Origin of the sequence: Calothrix sp. NIES-3974 (genome assembly GCF_002368395.1) — a bacterium.
Lineage (GTDB): Bacteria > Cyanobacteriota > Cyanobacteriia > Cyanobacteriales > Nostocaceae > NIES-3974.
Genome location: NZ_AP018254.1, coordinates 2,604,958 through 2,620,214, shown reverse-complemented (window position 1 = coordinate 2,620,214; position 15,257 = coordinate 2,604,958). Strand labels below are relative to the sequence as shown.

Sequence of the window (15,257 nt, the reverse complement as noted above, 5' to 3'; positions counted from 1 at the left end):
CTTATATGTCACCTAATCCCTCACTAGGGTAAACTGTCTTGCTCCTAACAGGGTGAGAATAATCGCCACTACCAGTAAAACTGGGATACTATACCAGGGAAAATTCCCGATATTTTGTAAAGCGATCGCTCGCAAAGCTGTACTTGCATAGGTCAAAGGTAAACAGTAGACAATCACCTTTAAGTAAGTGGGTAGGGTGCTAGGGTCAAAAAAAGTAGCCCCTAAAAATGACATGGGGATAATTACAAAATTATTATACAACCCCACGGTTTCTAGGGATTTGACCGTTAAACCGACAATTACACCTAAACCCGCAAAAACCGCACAATTTAAAACTAAAACCAGTAAAAATAAAGGGTGGAGAAACTTCCAATTACCAGTAAACAACAAAGCCACCAGAATCACCGCACCGGAAGTCATCAACCCCCGGACAATTCCCGCTAACATTTTGCCGATATGCAGCGCTAACGGGTGAATTGGTACTAACAACAACTCTTCAAAACTTTTGGTAAATAAGCGATCGCCACAAATCGAAAAGGTGGTTCCCCCAAAACTAATGGTCATCGAAGATAAAGCCACCATTCCCGGTAAAATGAATTCGAGATAACTTTTATAATCACTACTAATCGCTGCACCGGGACGGATGGAACTTCCTAAACCCAATCCAAATGCAACGATATATATTAATGGAGAAATTAGCCCAGATGCAGCTACCTGAGCAATACGGACACGCAAATCTAACCAATCCCCCCAAAAGATTGTCAAACAATCGGCTATGAGGGTTTGAAATGGCGCTGATTTGGTTTTTTTAGTGAATGGTAGAGTTCCTGGTACGGTCATTCGATTTTGGATTTTCCTTGGTCGGTGTTGTGCGTTGAAACTGGATAGGGAAGTGTCAAGACTGCGACTCCCTCACCGCTACCTATATGGATTTGAGATTTCGGATTGATTATATAATTAATTTTGCCTCAGCAGTCACCCTAAATCTTTCGCTAACCTCTCTATTTTCTCAACCAACATCCGAACTTGATGGGGTTTGTTGCGGAACCAATCCGTTGACCAAATGCGATGAATCTTCCAACCCAGTCTTTCGAGTACTTGTTGTCTTAAGCGATCGCGGTCTCTAGCTGTGGGGGAGCGATGATAGGATGCTCCATCACATTCGATCCCCAGCAAAAATTCTCCCGGACGATTTTTGTTGACTACTCCTAGGTCAATTCGATAACCTTTTCCTTCAATTTACTGGAGGTTAGCTCTTTCCATCTATGTGGTTGCCCCGTATACGCTCATTTTTCATTATCGTAACATCACTTAGATATGGCGGTGAAATTTATTTATTTTTTCAAAAAGTTTACGGATACAGATAAGTTATACACTGAAACAGTGTCTTGATGATATTTAAGTAACTGTACGGAGTATACCATGTCAACTAATTGGGCTGGGAGAGAGCGTTGTCAAGACTTAGAAAATATGAAAACAGAGATTGATAAATTATCAATTAATAATCAGCAAAAAGAAGAATTAAAAAAATACATAGACAAGCTTTTAGAAGCTTTTGGATGTCCTCAAACTCAAAAACATTAATCCTATTTTTACTATTTAAAATCATTATCTATCCTTCCAATTAATTCATCCAACATATCTTCTAAATATTTTGATTGTGCTAAGTTTAAATAACCTCTATCCCTATTATTTTTCAGATGATGGATTGCAGTTATATAAGGGATAGGGGATTTTATTTTTGGTTGACTAATAAATTCATTTAGTGGAGAATCTGGATGTCCATATACGTAAAGAGATTTATATACCCACTCTAAACATTTTTCAATATCTTTCTCGAACTGGAATCGTGACCCCCAAGGAAATAATTTTTGATGTTTATATTTCTCAATTGCTTCGGATGCAGACTTTTTGACCCAATCTTTTTGACGAAATTGAAGCCATTTTGCAGCTTTTTTATAATCTTCAAATTCCTCTTGTTTAGAACTGGTAATGTTTCGTAAGGAATAAAGTATGCTTTTGATTCTTTTCTCATCCTCAGAATTTAAAGACTTAGTTTCCTTTATGTTTTCTAAAAGAATCTTTAAATCAATAAATTTTTCCCTAGTTTCTCTTTCCTCTTTTTTCGCCTGTTCTAATTCTTTATCTAATGATTCTTTCTCCAGAAGTAAATTTTGATACTTTTCCTTCAAAACCTCATCATATTTTTTGAAGATAAAAGCTCCAAAACCACCGAGGAGTGTAACTATACTGCCACCACCGAAGATTATTTTAGTCCAGTCGATAGGATTGTTAGTCATATGACTACAGTAAGAGCTAGTATATTTTGAATACCGGATAGAAAAATAGTATCATATTTATCCTAGAGGCGGACAAAAATTTGCCCGCACTGTTGAAATCAGCCTAATTCATTACTTTTCCTTCCCCTGTAACCACCGCAACTGGATAATTACTGACTACTGGGTTCTTGGGGGGACGACCGATGCGGGTTGCATATTTAATTGCCAGTAACTGTAACCATATTCCTGGAAAACGAGGTTCTAACCAGGGTTGGATTTTTGTTAGTAGTTCGGGATACCAATTTCCGAAGAATGCAGAGATGATGGCGTGGCGGGTAAAGTTAAAATAGTTACCAAGCCAGCGTACCATGTCTTTAGTTCCTGCAAGTTGCCAAATCCAGAGTAGGAGTGCGGGATTTTTCTGGGCTGCTTGCAATGCTAATCGGTTAAAGGTCAACCAGTCAAATCGATCTTTGATGAAGTTTTCGGCTATGGGTGGAGGGGAATCGGCTAGTAATCCGAAAAAGTTGTTTAACATGGAGTTGATACGCTGGGGTGGTAGGTGTTTCCCGGTAGGAACCATCATTCCTTTGGAAAACATCCAGGTGACAGCGATATTGTTTTGGAATGCACGGATACGGTTGAGATGTTTGCCTTGAACTAGGTCGTGTTTTAAAGCTGTATCTAGGAGGGTGGTTAATCGTTCCAAGTTCCTTACTAGGGAACCAAAACCGGTAAATACCAGGGGAGATTGTAGGGAAGCTGCATCACCGATGGCTACTAATCTGTCAAATGCCACTGTGCGATCGCGCCCACTTGTACTAAAATGTCCGGGTATGTAACCGAAGGTGGCTTTTTTCCATACCAATTTTTCCATGTCGCAGCGTTTATATTCGGGGAGGATGGCAAAAAAGTCTTCGTACATTTCCAAGAGGGAACCGGGATTGTCTGGATGAACTTGGTGGTAATGAAACAAATAAATGGTTAATTCTTGATTCGCTCCAGGAAATAATTCCCAGATTAATTGTCTACCACGGGATATATCCCCATGACTGTATAGCACGTCACCGTAGTCGGAATCCCATACTCCTGGAGGAAATCCGCTTTCAATTACTGCACCAACGGTGGGACAAACGCTGTCAAAAGCTCGTTTACCATTAAGTTGCCAAGCGATCGCTGAAGCTGTACCCATTGCATCTACTAATACCCTTCCTCTCACCTGGTATTGGTTGTTATCCTGTAAATTTTTAACCGTGACTGTCACCTGATTCGTGTAAATATCTGCCTGTAAAAACTCCGTTTCCCCGCAAATTTCTCCTCCAGCTGCGATTAGTTTTTCTCCGCATAATTGCAGCCATTTTTCTGAATCCAAGGCTACATTGAGGACAGTGGGAGTATGTAATATAGGTGCTTTTAAATGGGGAGGATTATTGGCATCAAAAAACTTATTAAATCCATCCTTGTATTCACGAGCAATTACCGATTCCATTTCCCCAGGGGTAACTAACCCGATATCAATCAAAGTTTGGACTTCATCCCGCGATATATTCCACTCCCGATTCATCCGTCCAAAGGGTAATCTTTCTATCAGTAATACCTTATACCCTAACCTAGCCATGACGGCGGCATGAATTACTCCTAAAGCACCGCCAACATATATCAAGTCATATTCTACTTCCGTATCTACACTGGTGTAAGCATGATTAAAAACTACTTGTTTTGGCTGCTGTGGATTACGTACCCCCTGCCGCCATCTCTGTTCCCACCAGTAGGCACGGGTTAAATCATACTCCCCGTTCGGTATCCTCTGAAAATATTTTACCGTCAGGGGGTAATCAGCAGCTAAGGCTGTAAAAATAGATTCCTGGGTTAAATCAATTTGAGGTGGTTCCGGATAACGGTAGGGAAAACGTTGCCGAATTTGTCTCTCCAATTGTTCCAAAATCCCCTTCTCCCCCGGAATCGCCTTCTCCCCCCAGCGAAATACCTTCAAATATGTAGTCCTCTGTACCGACCAGATAAAAATTGATAACTCATTCCCACAAGTTTCCGAAATCGTTGTCGATGGCTTTGTAGTCCCCCATCTCAACCTAATGCCATCGGTTGTTAACATTTTTTCCCCACTCTCCACAACTAAATCTGTCTGCAACCAGGTACAAACTGTGTCTGTATCAGGGGTCGGTATCTCCAGGTAAAGCAATTCTCTCATTTTCTCCAAAATCTCCGCTAAATCTACTCATTAAGACAGATTTAATAACCAGGAAAAGTGCGGTAAACTCCGCCCTATCAGGTTTATGAATAACCTGTAAAGAAATATTAAGCCTTTGTCAAATTCTTTCACATAAATCTAGCTTCTTAACACACATACTATGAATTATCCCATTCCTGACAACCCTCAAGATATATCGAACCTGCGCGGAAAGCCAATCAACGAGGAATTGGTAGCAGCAGCGATCGCTGGAGTGATTCGGATTGTGCGATCGCAGGGACAAAGTTTAGAGGAGTTAACAGCCCAACTTTTAGCTGAAGACCCGATGTTAGACAAGCAGCAGCGACGTTGGTTAAGTCAGATTGTTGCTCAAGCTTGGAATAGTTTTGCTTAATTTCGGTTAATTGACAGATAATTGAGAAGATTAGTGGTGTGAGAGGTTCTTCTCTGTTTTGCCTTAAATTTAAATTTTCATGGGTTCGGTAATAGCTATGGCTGTTTCCCCAGTAACCATCCCGATTCGTTCGATCCATCTTTCCCCTGGTAGCCATCTATTAATTGAGAATATTTCCTGGCAACAATACGAATCCATATTAGAAGACTTAGGAGAAAAACGTTCTGGTTGCCGGATTAATTACAGTAAAAGCACTTTAGAAATAATGTCACCTTTGCCGATCCATGAAAGACCTCACCGGATAATTGGTTATATTGTGACAACAATTTTAGACTTTCAGAATCGGGACTGGGAAGATTTTGGTTCGACCACCTTTAAAAGGGTTAATCAAGCTGGGGTGGAACCTGAAACTTGTTTTTATATATCAAATTCTATCGATGTTCGTTCCTTACAAAGAATAGATTTAGAAATTCATCCTCCCCCAGATTTAGCGATAGAAACCGATGTCACCTCGAAAACGACCCTAGAAGCATATGCAGCTATTAAAGTACCGGAATTGTGGATTTTTGCCAATTCCCAATTGAAAATATATATCCTCGCTCCAGATGGGTATATCGAATCACAAATTAGTCCTATTTTCCCCAATTTGGATATAGCGCAGATGATTCCCCAATTAGTTACAGTTGCTTTTCATCAGGGAACCCGACAAATGTTAAAAAAGTTGCGTGATTTTTTATCTAACCACTGCGCTTAAATCTTGCTTTTGACAAGTTGATATGTAAATCTTCACCTCAATTTCCATAATCGAGAACATGGAAAGCGATCGCAATCATTTTACCATGAATATTAAATTAAACGCAGTCTACTATTATCAGGTTTTATGCTACGCTAATCTATACTACATTTAATTCTACCCACCTACTTATTGAGACACATACCAATTTAGTCGAGAAAAAAGCAATTAAACTTGATGGGAAATGGGAATTTCAATTACAAATTTGGTTCCCTGACCAGGAGTTGAATCACAAAATAATCTACCACCATGCTTTTGGGTAATAATTTCGTAACTGATGTATAAACCCAATCCCGTACCTTTTCCTACCTGTTTGGTGGTAAAAAAGGGGTCGAATATTTTGGATTGGATTTCTTCGGTAATTCCATTGGCATTATCAATAATAGTAATAGCAACCCAGTTATTATCAATTTTGCCAGTAGAAATAATAATCTGATTCACTTGATTACTGAAATTCTTCACATCCTCTGGTTTTTCAGCAAAAGCATCAATTGCATTGGAGAGAATATGCATAAACACCTGGTTCAACTGATTGGGATAGCATTCAACCAAGGGAATATCACCATATTCTTTGATAATTTGAATTTCTCGATTATTCGGGAGGGATTTTAATTTATTTGCTATGACCATCAAGGTGCTATCAATCCCCTCATGGATATCAACATCCTTAAATTCTGCTTCATCTAAACGCGAAAAATTACGTAGTGACAAAACTATTTGACTAATCCTTTCCGCACCCTTTTCCATGGAAGATAATAACTTCATAAAATCATCTTTGATAAAATCAAAGTCAATATCTGCCATGCGGATGATGATTTCTGCGGGGGGAAGGGGATAGGTTTTTTGGTATAGGAACAATAATCCCATTAAATCCTCTGCATATTCCTTTGCTGCGAGGATATTACTATAAATAAAACTAACAGGATTATTGATTTCGTGAGCTACCCCCGCAACCATTTGTCCCAACCCAGACATTTTTTCGCTTTGAATCATCTGTGCTTGGGTACGTTGTAATTCTGATAGTGTGTGTTCTAACTGTTGGGTTTGTAAATTTAATTTAGCTTCAATCTGCTTCCTTTCCGCAATTTCGGCTGCTAATGCTGCATTTAAGGCTTCTAATTTGGGAACATTGGGAATTGCTAGTAATTTGGGGATTAACCAAAAAAGCAAACCTGCTGTGGAGAGGGAGATAGCCGCAGTGCAAGCTTTTAGCCAACCGGATACCCAGTAATTAGGATGCCATAGTGTCCAAACTTCCGCGAGATGGGTAATACCACACAAAACAATAAAAGCACCAAAGCACCAAAATATCCAATCAAAGGGAATATCCTCCCGTTTACTGACGATGTAAACCAGCATGATCGGAATTGCAAAATAGGCTAATGTAATTAGGGAATCGGAAATAACATGGAGGGACACTAACCCCGTTTTCCACAGATAACAGTGTCCGTGAGGAATAAAATTGGTAGATACCATTCTGAAAAATTTTTTGGGTATAAAAAGAAATCACATTTACACTAGTACAGGTTGGCTGAAATAAACCAAGTATTAACTTTTTATCTAGTGACCATGCTCTGCGTGGTCGCTTAGTGAGTTGAAGGCTCTGCCTTCATTCACAAGGCAGAAGCCTCGCAGATTCTGCTCCCACGCGGAGCATGGGAGCGAGGGGAAAGGTAGGTGTATTTACGCCACGCGGTACTAGTCTAACCTGCAATATTTAGAGAATAATAGCGTAGTTCTCTCTAAATAAATTTGCCGTCAGATGAAATTTTTCCCAAAATTCAGGTTTTCTGAGCGATTTTTGTCAGTATATGTATCAAAATGACGGAAATTCCCACCGATTTTGGAAAAAATGGGGAAACTATGTTTATTTCAGACAAATTAAGCGATCGCAGCAGGATTGCAGATATTTCCTAAGTATAACAGCGTTAATAAGCCTCCCGATAAAATAGTTGTTAAACCTGGAATCCATCCCCACATTGGTACATGAGCTAAACCAAAAGCAAGTAATGCGATCGCGCTACCAATCCAATAATTCCCTGTGAGTGAAGCTAACCGTTCAGTTGCGTAACCTCGATATAATCCTTCCTCCCTAAGCAAATAAATGCTGACGCAACACCTCCCCCATCACCTCCACAGGAATATCATCCCTTTCCAACCAAATTTTTAAAGCTGCTACACCCTGCTGAATTAACATGGACAAACCATCAATTGCAACCATCCCCCTTGCTTGAGCAAGGCTGAGGAACTTGGTGGGATTAGGGGTATAAATCAAATCATAGACAATCGTATTTTCCCTGAGCAACATCATTTCTGCTGCACTTAATGGTGATGCATCGATATGGGGATACATTCCCACGGGGGTGGTATTGACAAGTAAATCCCCTTGGGGAAGGATCCGTGATAAATCATCCCAACTATGTACTTGTAAATTGACGGTGATCGGGAGATTTTGCCAACTATGGAGAAAATCTGTTAACTTGCTGAGGTTGCGTCCGACCACATGAATTTGCTTAATTCCCAATTGGATACATCCTACAACCACAGCACGTGCAGCTCCACCATATCCCAAAATTATCGCCCGTGCATCACTCCAATCACCCTGGTGGGTAGTTTGTAAAGGGGAGATAAATCCTGCTACATCCGTATTAGTCCCCCACCATCCATCCTTCCTACGTACCACCGTATTTACAGCACCCACATCCCTAGCTAAATCCGATATTTCACTCAACATGGGGATGATGGTTTGTTTATGGGGAATGGTTACATTAAACCCCTGTAAACCAATGCAAGCTAATCCCGCGATCGCAGTTGCTAAATTTTCCGGTGCAATCGGTAATGGTAGATAAACAAAATCCAAGTTCATCTTTGTCAATGCAGCATTATGCATCAAGGGTGATAGGGAATGCTCAACTGGATAGCCAATTACACCTAATAATTTGGTCGTCCCTGTAATCATTGCTGCAAAATTTCCTTGGCTCGATGGATATTTTGGCGGACATTTTCGGCGGAAACATGCAAAGCTTGTAATTCCTCTGGAGTTAAATTTAATTCCACAATTTCCCGAATGCCAGCACAACCTAAATAACAGGGTACACCGATAAAGACATCATTTAACCCATATTGTCCCTGGAGATAAGCTGCAATTGGCAACATCCGCGACTGATTTAATAAAATCGACTCCACCATCACCGAAGTAGCCGATGCAGGAGCAAAAAATGCTCCTCCTGTTTGCATTAATTCCACAATCTCCGCACCACCATTACGAGTACGTGTCACTAACCGTTCAATGGTGACATCATCCAACAACTCCCCAATGGGAATCCCCTTAACTGTAGAATAGCGTTTCAGGGGAACCATCAAATCACCATGACTACCCAACACCATTGCATTCACATCCTTGGGGGCAATTCCCAATTCCAAGGCAATAAAGGTTTCAAATCTGGCAGAATCCAGTACACCAGCCATACCCATAATTCTCTGGGTCGGTAAACCTGTCGCTTGCCAAGCGAGATAGGTCATCACATCCAGGGGATTGGTGACGACAATAAAAATCGCCTCTGGAGAGTATTCTACAGCTTTTTGGGCTGCTTCCACCACGATTTTGGCATTGCTTCGCAACAGGTCATCCCGGTTCATTCCCGGTTTGCGGGGAAATCCCGCCGTAATCACCACTATTTGGGAATTTGCTGTATCTGCATATTCATTAGTGCCAGTAATTTCACGGTCATGGGTTTCTAATCCCCTGGCTTCTAGTAAGTCCAATGCCAAGCCCTGGGGCATACCTTTGAGGATATCGAGTAGTACCACATTCGCCAGGTTTTTTTCGGCAAGACGTTGAGCGAGGGTACTACCAACCCTACCCGCACCAACAATTGTGACACGGGGAAAATTACAGGTTTGGGGGGGTGTATGTATTTGCATATTATTCGCAGTATATGCTAATTATACCATTTGACAAAAATTTTGATATATTTTCTTCTCCTGCTCCCCTAACTGTATCAACTCCAAAGTCAAACGGTATTACCCCCTGTTCCCCGTATCCGTAAAATTTTGTAAACGTGATGTTTACTGCACTAGCGCGGAAAAGGATTGCAAGTCACAATGGTTTATCCTAATTTTCCTGGGAATCTGGGATAATTTCATGACTCACACTGAAACCGTTCACCTCACCAGTACCTAAACCTAAATATTCAGCAAAATATCCCCAATTGATTTATGCAATTAAAGCCCCAAGACTCACGTTTTCATAGTAAAATCTCACCCTGGACATATATATCAACCCTCTACTTTGCCCAGGGTGTACCCAATACAATTATTAATACAGTGTCACCGATACTTTACAAAAACTTGGCCATAGATAATGCTCAAATTACCTTCTGGACGAGTTTACTTAATTTTCCTTGGGTGTTAAAAATGTTTTGGGCACCGATTATCGATACTCGTTCAACCAAGCGGACTTGGATACTGACGATGCAATTTGCCATGTTCGCTTGTATGGCATTGATTGCCTTTTCCCTCCAGCTACCCAACTTCTTTGGCATCTCCCTAATTGTATTTGCGATCGCGGCTTTTATTTCTGCGACCTGCGATATTGCCACCGATGGTTATTATATGTTGGCACTATCGGAGCGGGAACAAGCTTTTTTTGTCGGGTTTCGCTCCTTATTTTTCCGCATAGCCATGTTATTTGGCTCTGGTTTTTTAGTGTTTTTAGCTGGTAGTTTGGAAAAATTATTACAGAATACCCAACAAGCTTGGACATCGGTTTTTCTGTTCACAGCAATTTTATTTTTGATTTTATATTTTTATCACCAGTTTATTTTACCTAAACCCCATACAGATAAGGTTAATACAGCCATTTCAGCAAACAAACTAGCATTTTTCCAAGTTATCCAATCCTACTTTCAAAAACCCCAAATTATCCCCATCTTGGCATTTATCCTATTATACCGTTTAGGCGAAGCCATGCTAGTGAAACTAGCTTCTTTATTCCTGCTAGACACAACCGCAAAGGGTGGATTAGGACTTTCCACGGATACAGTGGGTTTAGTGTATGGTACCTTCGGAGTTATCTCCCTCATCGCTGGTGGAATTTTAGGGGGCTTACTCATTTCCCGCTACGGTCTGAAAAAATGTTTACTCCCGATGGCATTAGCCCTGAATTTACCAGATTTATTTTACGTTTATATGGCCTATGCCAAACCTCCCTTAGAATTAGTCTATCCCCTGGTTTCCCTGGAACAATTTGGCTACGGCTTAGGATTTACAGCCTTTACCGTTTATTTGTTATACATTTGTCAAGGAGAGTATAAAACCTCCCACTATGCAATTTCCACAGGTTTAATGGCATTAGGTTTAATGTTACCCGGTGCGGTTAGCGGAGCCATTCAAACCGAGATAGGTTATTTCTGGTTCTTTGTTCTGGTTTGTTTGCTGACAATTCCCGGAATGATGACCATATTTTTTATTCCGATGGAACAGGAGCAAAATCAACCTGGATAGACAGTTTAAGTAGGTGAGTGGTAAAAATTGTCGTTGAGATCAGGGAGTACAGACGACCCGTCGGGTCGTCTGTACAGGAAGAGACGCGATATATCGCGTCTGCACGGGGGTAAGGCTTTTCGCCGAATGATTGGTTACATTGTGGTTTTATGTTTAATTGCATCTACCTATCAATTCACCCCAATTCATGACCAAATTCACACAACACTATTGATTTGATCGCAATATAGATATCGATAGTTTGTAGAGACGTAATATATTACGTCTCTACAAACAAAATTTATCTGTCGCATTCTGTTTGCAAATCCATCTGTTACAAATCACCTGAAACTTAATTGGAAGTGAGTTCGATGAACCTCACCCCAACCCCTCTCCATCCTGGAGAGGAGCAGAATCCGTAATTTTAACCAAAAATCAATCTTTTCAAAGCCTCTCTCCAAGAGAGGGAAAGATTTAGAGAGGGGTTATTTGAATCCGTCGTAGCGAGCTACGACCTAGGAGTACTCACGTTAATTGGAGAAAGAAGTCACGCGATCGCCAGTTGAAAAATGGCAAATTACATAGCTTGCTTCCCCCATAGCAGGTATTACAAATTATGTACGCGAAGCGTTGCCGTAGGCTATTACAAATTACAAATTACGAATTACGAATTACCAATTACCAATTAAATCCCTATTTTTTTACTAAATTTCTGCCAGAATTTGCGGGTTTTTAATTGCCAAACTCTGGCAGGAGTTAAATCAGGTATATTTGCTGGATAAATCTGTTTGTGGTCAAATAACAAATTTAACTCAGTTAAAATCACTTGCAAGCGATTTAAAATATTTTCTCGACGGTATTCAGCTAAAAGTTGATCAGGGACAAATTGATAACCAGGATTACTCACAGCTTGCAGAATTCTGGTGACATCAAACTCACAGGAATAACCAGCAATTTTTTGACAATTAAAACCAGGGTCAAGATAGTCAGAAAGCCCCCCATTCACACTAGAAAAAATCTGACATCCACAGGCGATCGCTTCTAAAGGTTGCAGTCCAAAACCCTCACTCACACCCTGTTGCAACCAATATTCCGCCGAATCATATAAATAGACCTTTGCGCGATTAAATAATACCGCCAAGTCATCTACAAACCCGTTAATTACCATCACATTACACTTTGCTTGCAAAGCTGGAATTAATTGGTTCATCAAATAGGTAGAAGATTTCCGTGCATGAACTAAAACATCAATATCTCGCTGCTGTTGAAGATTTTGAAACCCATCACTAATCTGATTTGGCAAATAATAAATCAGCGAATGGGGAGCCATCTGTCCCCAATAACCCATCGTATTTCGACTCACTGCAATAATCGGAATCCGCGCTGGTATAGAGAACCCATATCCAGCACTATGGGCATGGTAAATTACATTTTGACTGTGTAATTTATTAATTAACCTATTAACATCAAAACCCCAACTGACAACAAAAATTTTCTGATGTAAATCAAATTTTTCCGATTGAGCCAAAATATCATCTAAAAATAATTTATCAGCTTCCCTCTGGCGATAGGTGACAACCTCACACTCACAAATTTGTTGCGCAATTTGCAAAGTTTTGAGTTCCGCAAATAAACCACCACAATAAAACTTTTCCGTCGTCCCCGGTAGCAAAAAATATAATTTACGCAATTTCACACTTCTTCCACCTAATCTACAGCAATGATTTTAATCCCGATTAACAAGATGACAAGAAAATTTTATACCTTCAGGACGAAATGGTAGGAAATAGGGGAAAAACCACTTTTATCCCTAATCTCAACAGAAGCTGCGCTACACCCATCTAAGGTTTTAGTGTCAGTAATAAATGCAAATTACTCCCTCGTTCAATCCTTTTTCCCGTCCCCTGTCTCCTGTTTCCTGTCTCCTACATAACTTTATCTCTCCTTCCAATTTAACCTGACAAAATGAGCTTCTTTTCCCCAGATATCACGGGAAAGGGTAATATTTTCCACTTGGAGATTAAAAGGAATCGCAGTGGTGACATATTTTTGTACCAAAGCTCCAACTTCCGGTGTAATTTCTGCGGCGATCGCGGTTGCAATCCCTAAACCAATTAACTGTTCCATCGGACCCCGTGGTAATAACAAATGCATTCCCACAGCCAATCCAGCAGTTAATAACATACTGACAGATACGTTTGTACCACAACGGGGATGAATTGCCAAATTTTCCTCTCCGTGGGTTAATTTATGTAGGGCCAAATTTACAGCTCGTCTCAGGTCACTAATATTCACATCACCGTAAAGATAAAAACCCCTATCGGTAGACAAACCACCCAGCAATTCATTATCCACTTGAAAATGACGTGCAATCCGATGGGAGCGACGAGGGGTTTTCATTTCACTTAAAATCCATACAGTTGCATGTTCTAGAGCATGGACTTGTCGCAACAAAATCAGTTCCTTGAGTCCGGGGATAAATGATAAATGCTTAAGAATTTCTGCATCAACACTTGTGGAGGGAGCAGCTAAATCTGGGTTTAACAAATTAAACGGATTTAGTAAGGAAAAATTAACCATTGATGCATCTGAGGTATTCATAGCTACCCACCTAGGCTAACGGAGCATAATTGATTTGTTCCTAATGTAGCGCTTGAAAGAATGATTTGTTACTAAATTTTGTTGACAACTGGAGTTGCAAGCGAGAAGTGAGTTCGACCAATGTAAGGAGAAGCAGGGATTTAACCTGTTGTGTTGCTCCTTCCAAATATCTCTACTTGCAAGGAGACAATTATAAGCCAAAACTCAAAGGATGTTTTAAAAGTCGATTTTAATACTTGAATTAATGTAGAGGCAGAGCCTAGGCTGTGTACCTTGTGCCTTTTTTGGGGTCGCAAATTCATGCACAAACCGTGACAACAAACTTGTTCCAATACTCCGGCTGTTGATACATATAGGGAAGCTCTGCTTCCTGATTTGAGGCAGTAAGTAGCCCTCGTGGAATACATCCCCACGCGGAGATAGGGAACGAGAACATCACAAAAACTGTGTGAACTTATGGGTAAATTTCCACAAAATCAACAGTCTACGCAAAGCCTCAACCCAACCTACAGTTATCTTTAACACCAAGCGTATTGAGTTATAGACTGACCACAGGCTATAAAATTAAGAATTACGCAGCTTACTTCCCACGTAGCAGGTATTATTAATTACGTACGCGAAGCGTTGCCGCAGGCTATTACAAATTACGTAGCTTGCTTCCCGCGTAGCGGGTATTACGTACGCGAAGCGTTGCCGTAGGCTATTACAAATTAGACAGTAGATGCACACTGGGTGATTGAATCTCACCCTGGTGACTAGATGCAAACAAAAAAATGGTGATTCTGTATGTATCGAATTTACGGTTGAGACTGTTCCCTTATGAACTTGATCTGACTCTCTGACTATTTAACATAACCAGTTAGGTAAACACTGTCCTAGTAGTGTTTAATTGTGATGTCTGGGGGATGAAAATTTGGCGTGAGGAGATTCAATCCAGTCATCAGGCGGATTTTAGGACAGTTTATTCGTTTGGATTCGGTAACGAACAGCAGTTAACATCATCTAAGCAAACTTTTCCCCAATGTAGTGCCCAACGGACAAGCGCAACGCGGTTATCGGTTTGGGTTTTGGTGAGGATGTTGCTAATGTGGTTATCAACAGTTCGTTTGCTGATTTCCAGCCGTGCTGCAATTTCTTGGTTAGTTAAGCCAGCGGCCACTAAGTCGATGATTTGCAGTTCTCTGTCTGACAGACTAACGGGGGTCTGAGACTCGCCACCAGCCATGATATTTTTTTTCCTCCTTGGTATATGTACTTAATTGCCCTCTCTCATTTTAGAAGATTCTTTGGCTGGTAGGTGTTTTAAGTGTTAGCAGTAATACGATTATGAATAATTCTTTATAACTATAGTTATGGGCATGACAAAATTACCAAATAGTGTAATAATATTAGCCCTTTTAGATAAATTTTTGTATGGAAGTATAAAGTGTACTACCTGATTGGTAAAAAAAGATTGAGGATTACAGCTATTTTCGGCAATGATGGGTGAAAAATGGG

General features: G+C 40.4%; 15 protein-coding genes. 4 read left to right on the top strand and 11 right to left on the bottom strand.

The window, feature by feature from the left end:
• Nucleotides 1-12: 12 nt before the first annotated feature.
• Nucleotides 13-840, bottom strand: a complete 828-nt coding sequence (locus CDC37_RS10400; protein WP_096621766.1) for an ABC transporter permease — start codon at nucleotides 838-840, stop codon at nucleotides 13-15.
• A 135-nt stretch (nucleotides 841-975) separates the two neighbouring features.
• A complete protein-coding gene (locus CDC37_RS10395; protein WP_255408927.1) occupies nucleotides 976-1,218 on the bottom strand; it encodes a DUF559 domain-containing protein in 243 nt (80 codons plus the stop codon).
• Nucleotides 1,219-1,422: 204 nt separating this feature from the next.
• On the opposite strand from CDC37_RS10395, the gene CDC37_RS24200 reads away from it, so the two are divergent.
• Nucleotides 1,423-1,584, top strand: a complete 162-nt coding sequence (locus CDC37_RS24200) for a hypothetical protein (protein ID WP_157780710.1) — start codon at nucleotides 1,423-1,425, stop codon at nucleotides 1,582-1,584.
• A gap of 11 nt (nucleotides 1,585-1,595) precedes the next feature.
• Here CDC37_RS24200 and CDC37_RS10390 read toward each other — a convergent pair whose 3' ends face one another.
• Nucleotides 1,596-2,300: a hypothetical protein gene (locus tag CDC37_RS10390; RefSeq protein ID WP_096621765.1), complete on the bottom strand. Its 705-nt coding sequence runs from the start codon at nucleotides 2,298-2,300 to the stop codon at nucleotides 1,596-1,598.
• Between the two features lie 103 nt (nucleotides 2,301-2,403).
• Nucleotides 2,404-4,488: an NAD(P)/FAD-dependent oxidoreductase gene (locus CDC37_RS10385; RefSeq protein WP_096621763.1), complete on the bottom strand. Its 2,085-nt coding sequence runs from the start codon at nucleotides 4,486-4,488 to the stop codon at nucleotides 2,404-2,406.
• Nucleotides 4,489-4,648: 160 nt separating this feature from the next.
• Here CDC37_RS10385 and CDC37_RS10380 point away from each other — a divergent pair, with 160 nt between their 5' ends.
• The gene (locus CDC37_RS10380) at nucleotides 4,649-4,882 is read left to right on the top strand and encodes a hypothetical protein (protein ID WP_096621762.1); all 234 of its coding nucleotides are present in this window, start codon (nucleotides 4,649-4,651) and stop codon (nucleotides 4,880-4,882) included.
• Nucleotides 4,883-4,979: 97 nt separating this feature from the next.
• The gene (locus CDC37_RS10375; RefSeq protein ID WP_096621760.1) at nucleotides 4,980-5,636 is read left to right on the top strand and encodes a Uma2 family endonuclease; all 657 of its coding nucleotides are present in this window, start codon (nucleotides 4,980-4,982) and stop codon (nucleotides 5,634-5,636) included.
• Nucleotides 5,637-5,843: 207 nt separating this feature from the next.
• Here CDC37_RS10375 and CDC37_RS10370 read toward each other — a convergent pair whose 3' ends face one another.
• The 4 genes from CDC37_RS10370 to mdh all read right to left on the bottom strand — a co-directional run bounded on the left by CDC37_RS10370 (nucleotide 5,844) and on the right by mdh (nucleotide 9,599).
• Nucleotides 5,844-7,151, bottom strand: coding sequence for a sensor histidine kinase (locus CDC37_RS10370; RefSeq protein ID WP_096621758.1), 1,308 nt, complete (start codon nucleotides 7,149-7,151; stop codon nucleotides 5,844-5,846).
• A 405-nt stretch (nucleotides 7,152-7,556) separates the two neighbouring features.
• Nucleotides 7,557-7,775 carry a CPBP family glutamic-type intramembrane protease gene (locus CDC37_RS10365; protein ID WP_197707055.1) on the bottom strand — a complete coding sequence of 73 codons (219 nt, stop codon included), beginning with the start codon at nucleotides 7,773-7,775 and terminating at the stop codon, nucleotides 7,557-7,559.
• Nucleotides 7,768-8,634, bottom strand: coding sequence for a shikimate dehydrogenase (locus CDC37_RS10360; protein WP_096621756.1), 867 nt, complete (start codon nucleotides 8,632-8,634; stop codon nucleotides 7,768-7,770). Before CDC37_RS10360 ends, CDC37_RS10365 begins: the two co-directional genes overlap by 8 nt.
• Nucleotides 8,631-9,599 (bottom strand): malate dehydrogenase, encoded by a 969-nt coding sequence (gene mdh, locus CDC37_RS10355; RefSeq protein WP_096621754.1) that lies wholly within the window; start codon nucleotides 9,597-9,599, stop codon nucleotides 8,631-8,633. The genes CDC37_RS10360 and mdh overlap by 4 nt, the downstream gene beginning before the upstream one ends.
• Nucleotides 9,600-9,893: 294 nt before the next feature.
• Here mdh and CDC37_RS10350 point away from each other — a divergent pair, with 294 nt between their 5' ends.
• Nucleotides 9,894-11,180 carry an MFS transporter gene (locus CDC37_RS10350; protein ID WP_096621753.1) on the top strand — a complete coding sequence of 429 codons (1,287 nt, stop codon included), beginning with the start codon at nucleotides 9,894-9,896 and terminating at the stop codon, nucleotides 11,178-11,180.
• A gap of 664 nt (nucleotides 11,181-11,844) precedes the next feature.
• Here the strand turns inward: CDC37_RS10350 and CDC37_RS10345 are convergent.
• The 3 genes from CDC37_RS10345 to CDC37_RS10335 form a co-directional block, all read right to left on the bottom strand.
• The gene (locus CDC37_RS10345) at nucleotides 11,845-12,849 is read right to left on the bottom strand and encodes a glycosyltransferase (protein WP_096626075.1); all 1,005 of its coding nucleotides are present in this window, start codon (nucleotides 12,847-12,849) and stop codon (nucleotides 11,845-11,847) included.
• A 245-nt stretch (nucleotides 12,850-13,094) separates the two neighbouring features.
• Nucleotides 13,095-13,760, bottom strand: a complete 666-nt coding sequence (locus tag CDC37_RS10340) for a DUF6391 domain-containing protein (RefSeq protein ID WP_172892775.1) — start codon at nucleotides 13,758-13,760, stop codon at nucleotides 13,095-13,097.
• A gap of 961 nt (nucleotides 13,761-14,721) precedes the next feature.
• Nucleotides 14,722-14,985 carry a helix-turn-helix domain-containing protein gene (locus CDC37_RS10335; protein ID WP_096621750.1) on the bottom strand — a complete coding sequence of 88 codons (264 nt, stop codon included), beginning with the start codon at nucleotides 14,983-14,985 and terminating at the stop codon, nucleotides 14,722-14,724.
• Nucleotides 14,986-15,257: the final 272 nt, after the last annotated feature.

Excerpts from the sequence above, each read along its gene's own strand:
- CDC37_RS10400 (WP_096621766.1), bottom strand. The coding sequence starts at position 840 with ATGACCGTACCAGGAACTCTACCATTCACTAAAAAAACCAAATCAGCG.
- CDC37_RS24200 (WP_157780710.1), top strand. The coding sequence starts at position 1,423 with ATGTCAACTAATTGGGCTGGGAGAGAGCGTTGTCAAGACTTAGAAAAT.
- CDC37_RS10390 (WP_096621765.1), bottom strand. The coding sequence starts at position 2,300 with ATGACTAACAATCCTATCGACTGGACTAAAATAATCTTCGGTGGTGGC.
- CDC37_RS10385 (WP_096621763.1), bottom strand. The coding sequence starts at position 4,488 with ATGAGAGAATTGCTTTACCTGGAGATACCGACCCCTGATACAGACACA.
- CDC37_RS10380 (WP_096621762.1), top strand. The coding sequence starts at position 4,649 with ATGAATTATCCCATTCCTGACAACCCTCAAGATATATCGAACCTGCGC.
- CDC37_RS10375 (WP_096621760.1), top strand. The coding sequence starts at position 4,980 with ATGGCTGTTTCCCCAGTAACCATCCCGATTCGTTCGATCCATCTTTCC.
- CDC37_RS10370 (WP_096621758.1), bottom strand. The coding sequence starts at position 7,151 with ATGGTATCTACCAATTTTATTCCTCACGGACACTGTTATCTGTGGAAA.
- CDC37_RS10360 (WP_096621756.1), bottom strand. The coding sequence starts at position 8,634 with ATGATTACAGGGACGACCAAATTATTAGGTGTAATTGGCTATCCAGTT.
- mdh (WP_096621754.1), bottom strand. The coding sequence starts at position 9,599 with ATGCAAATACATACACCCCCCCAAACCTGTAATTTTCCCCGTGTCACA.
- CDC37_RS10350 (WP_096621753.1), top strand. The coding sequence starts at position 9,894 with ATGCAATTAAAGCCCCAAGACTCACGTTTTCATAGTAAAATCTCACCC.
- CDC37_RS10340 (WP_172892775.1), bottom strand. The coding sequence starts at position 13,760 with ATGAATACCTCAGATGCATCAATGGTTAATTTTTCCTTACTAAATCCG.
- CDC37_RS10335 (WP_096621750.1), bottom strand. The coding sequence starts at position 14,985 with ATGGCTGGTGGCGAGTCTCAGACCCCCGTTAGTCTGTCAGACAGAGAA.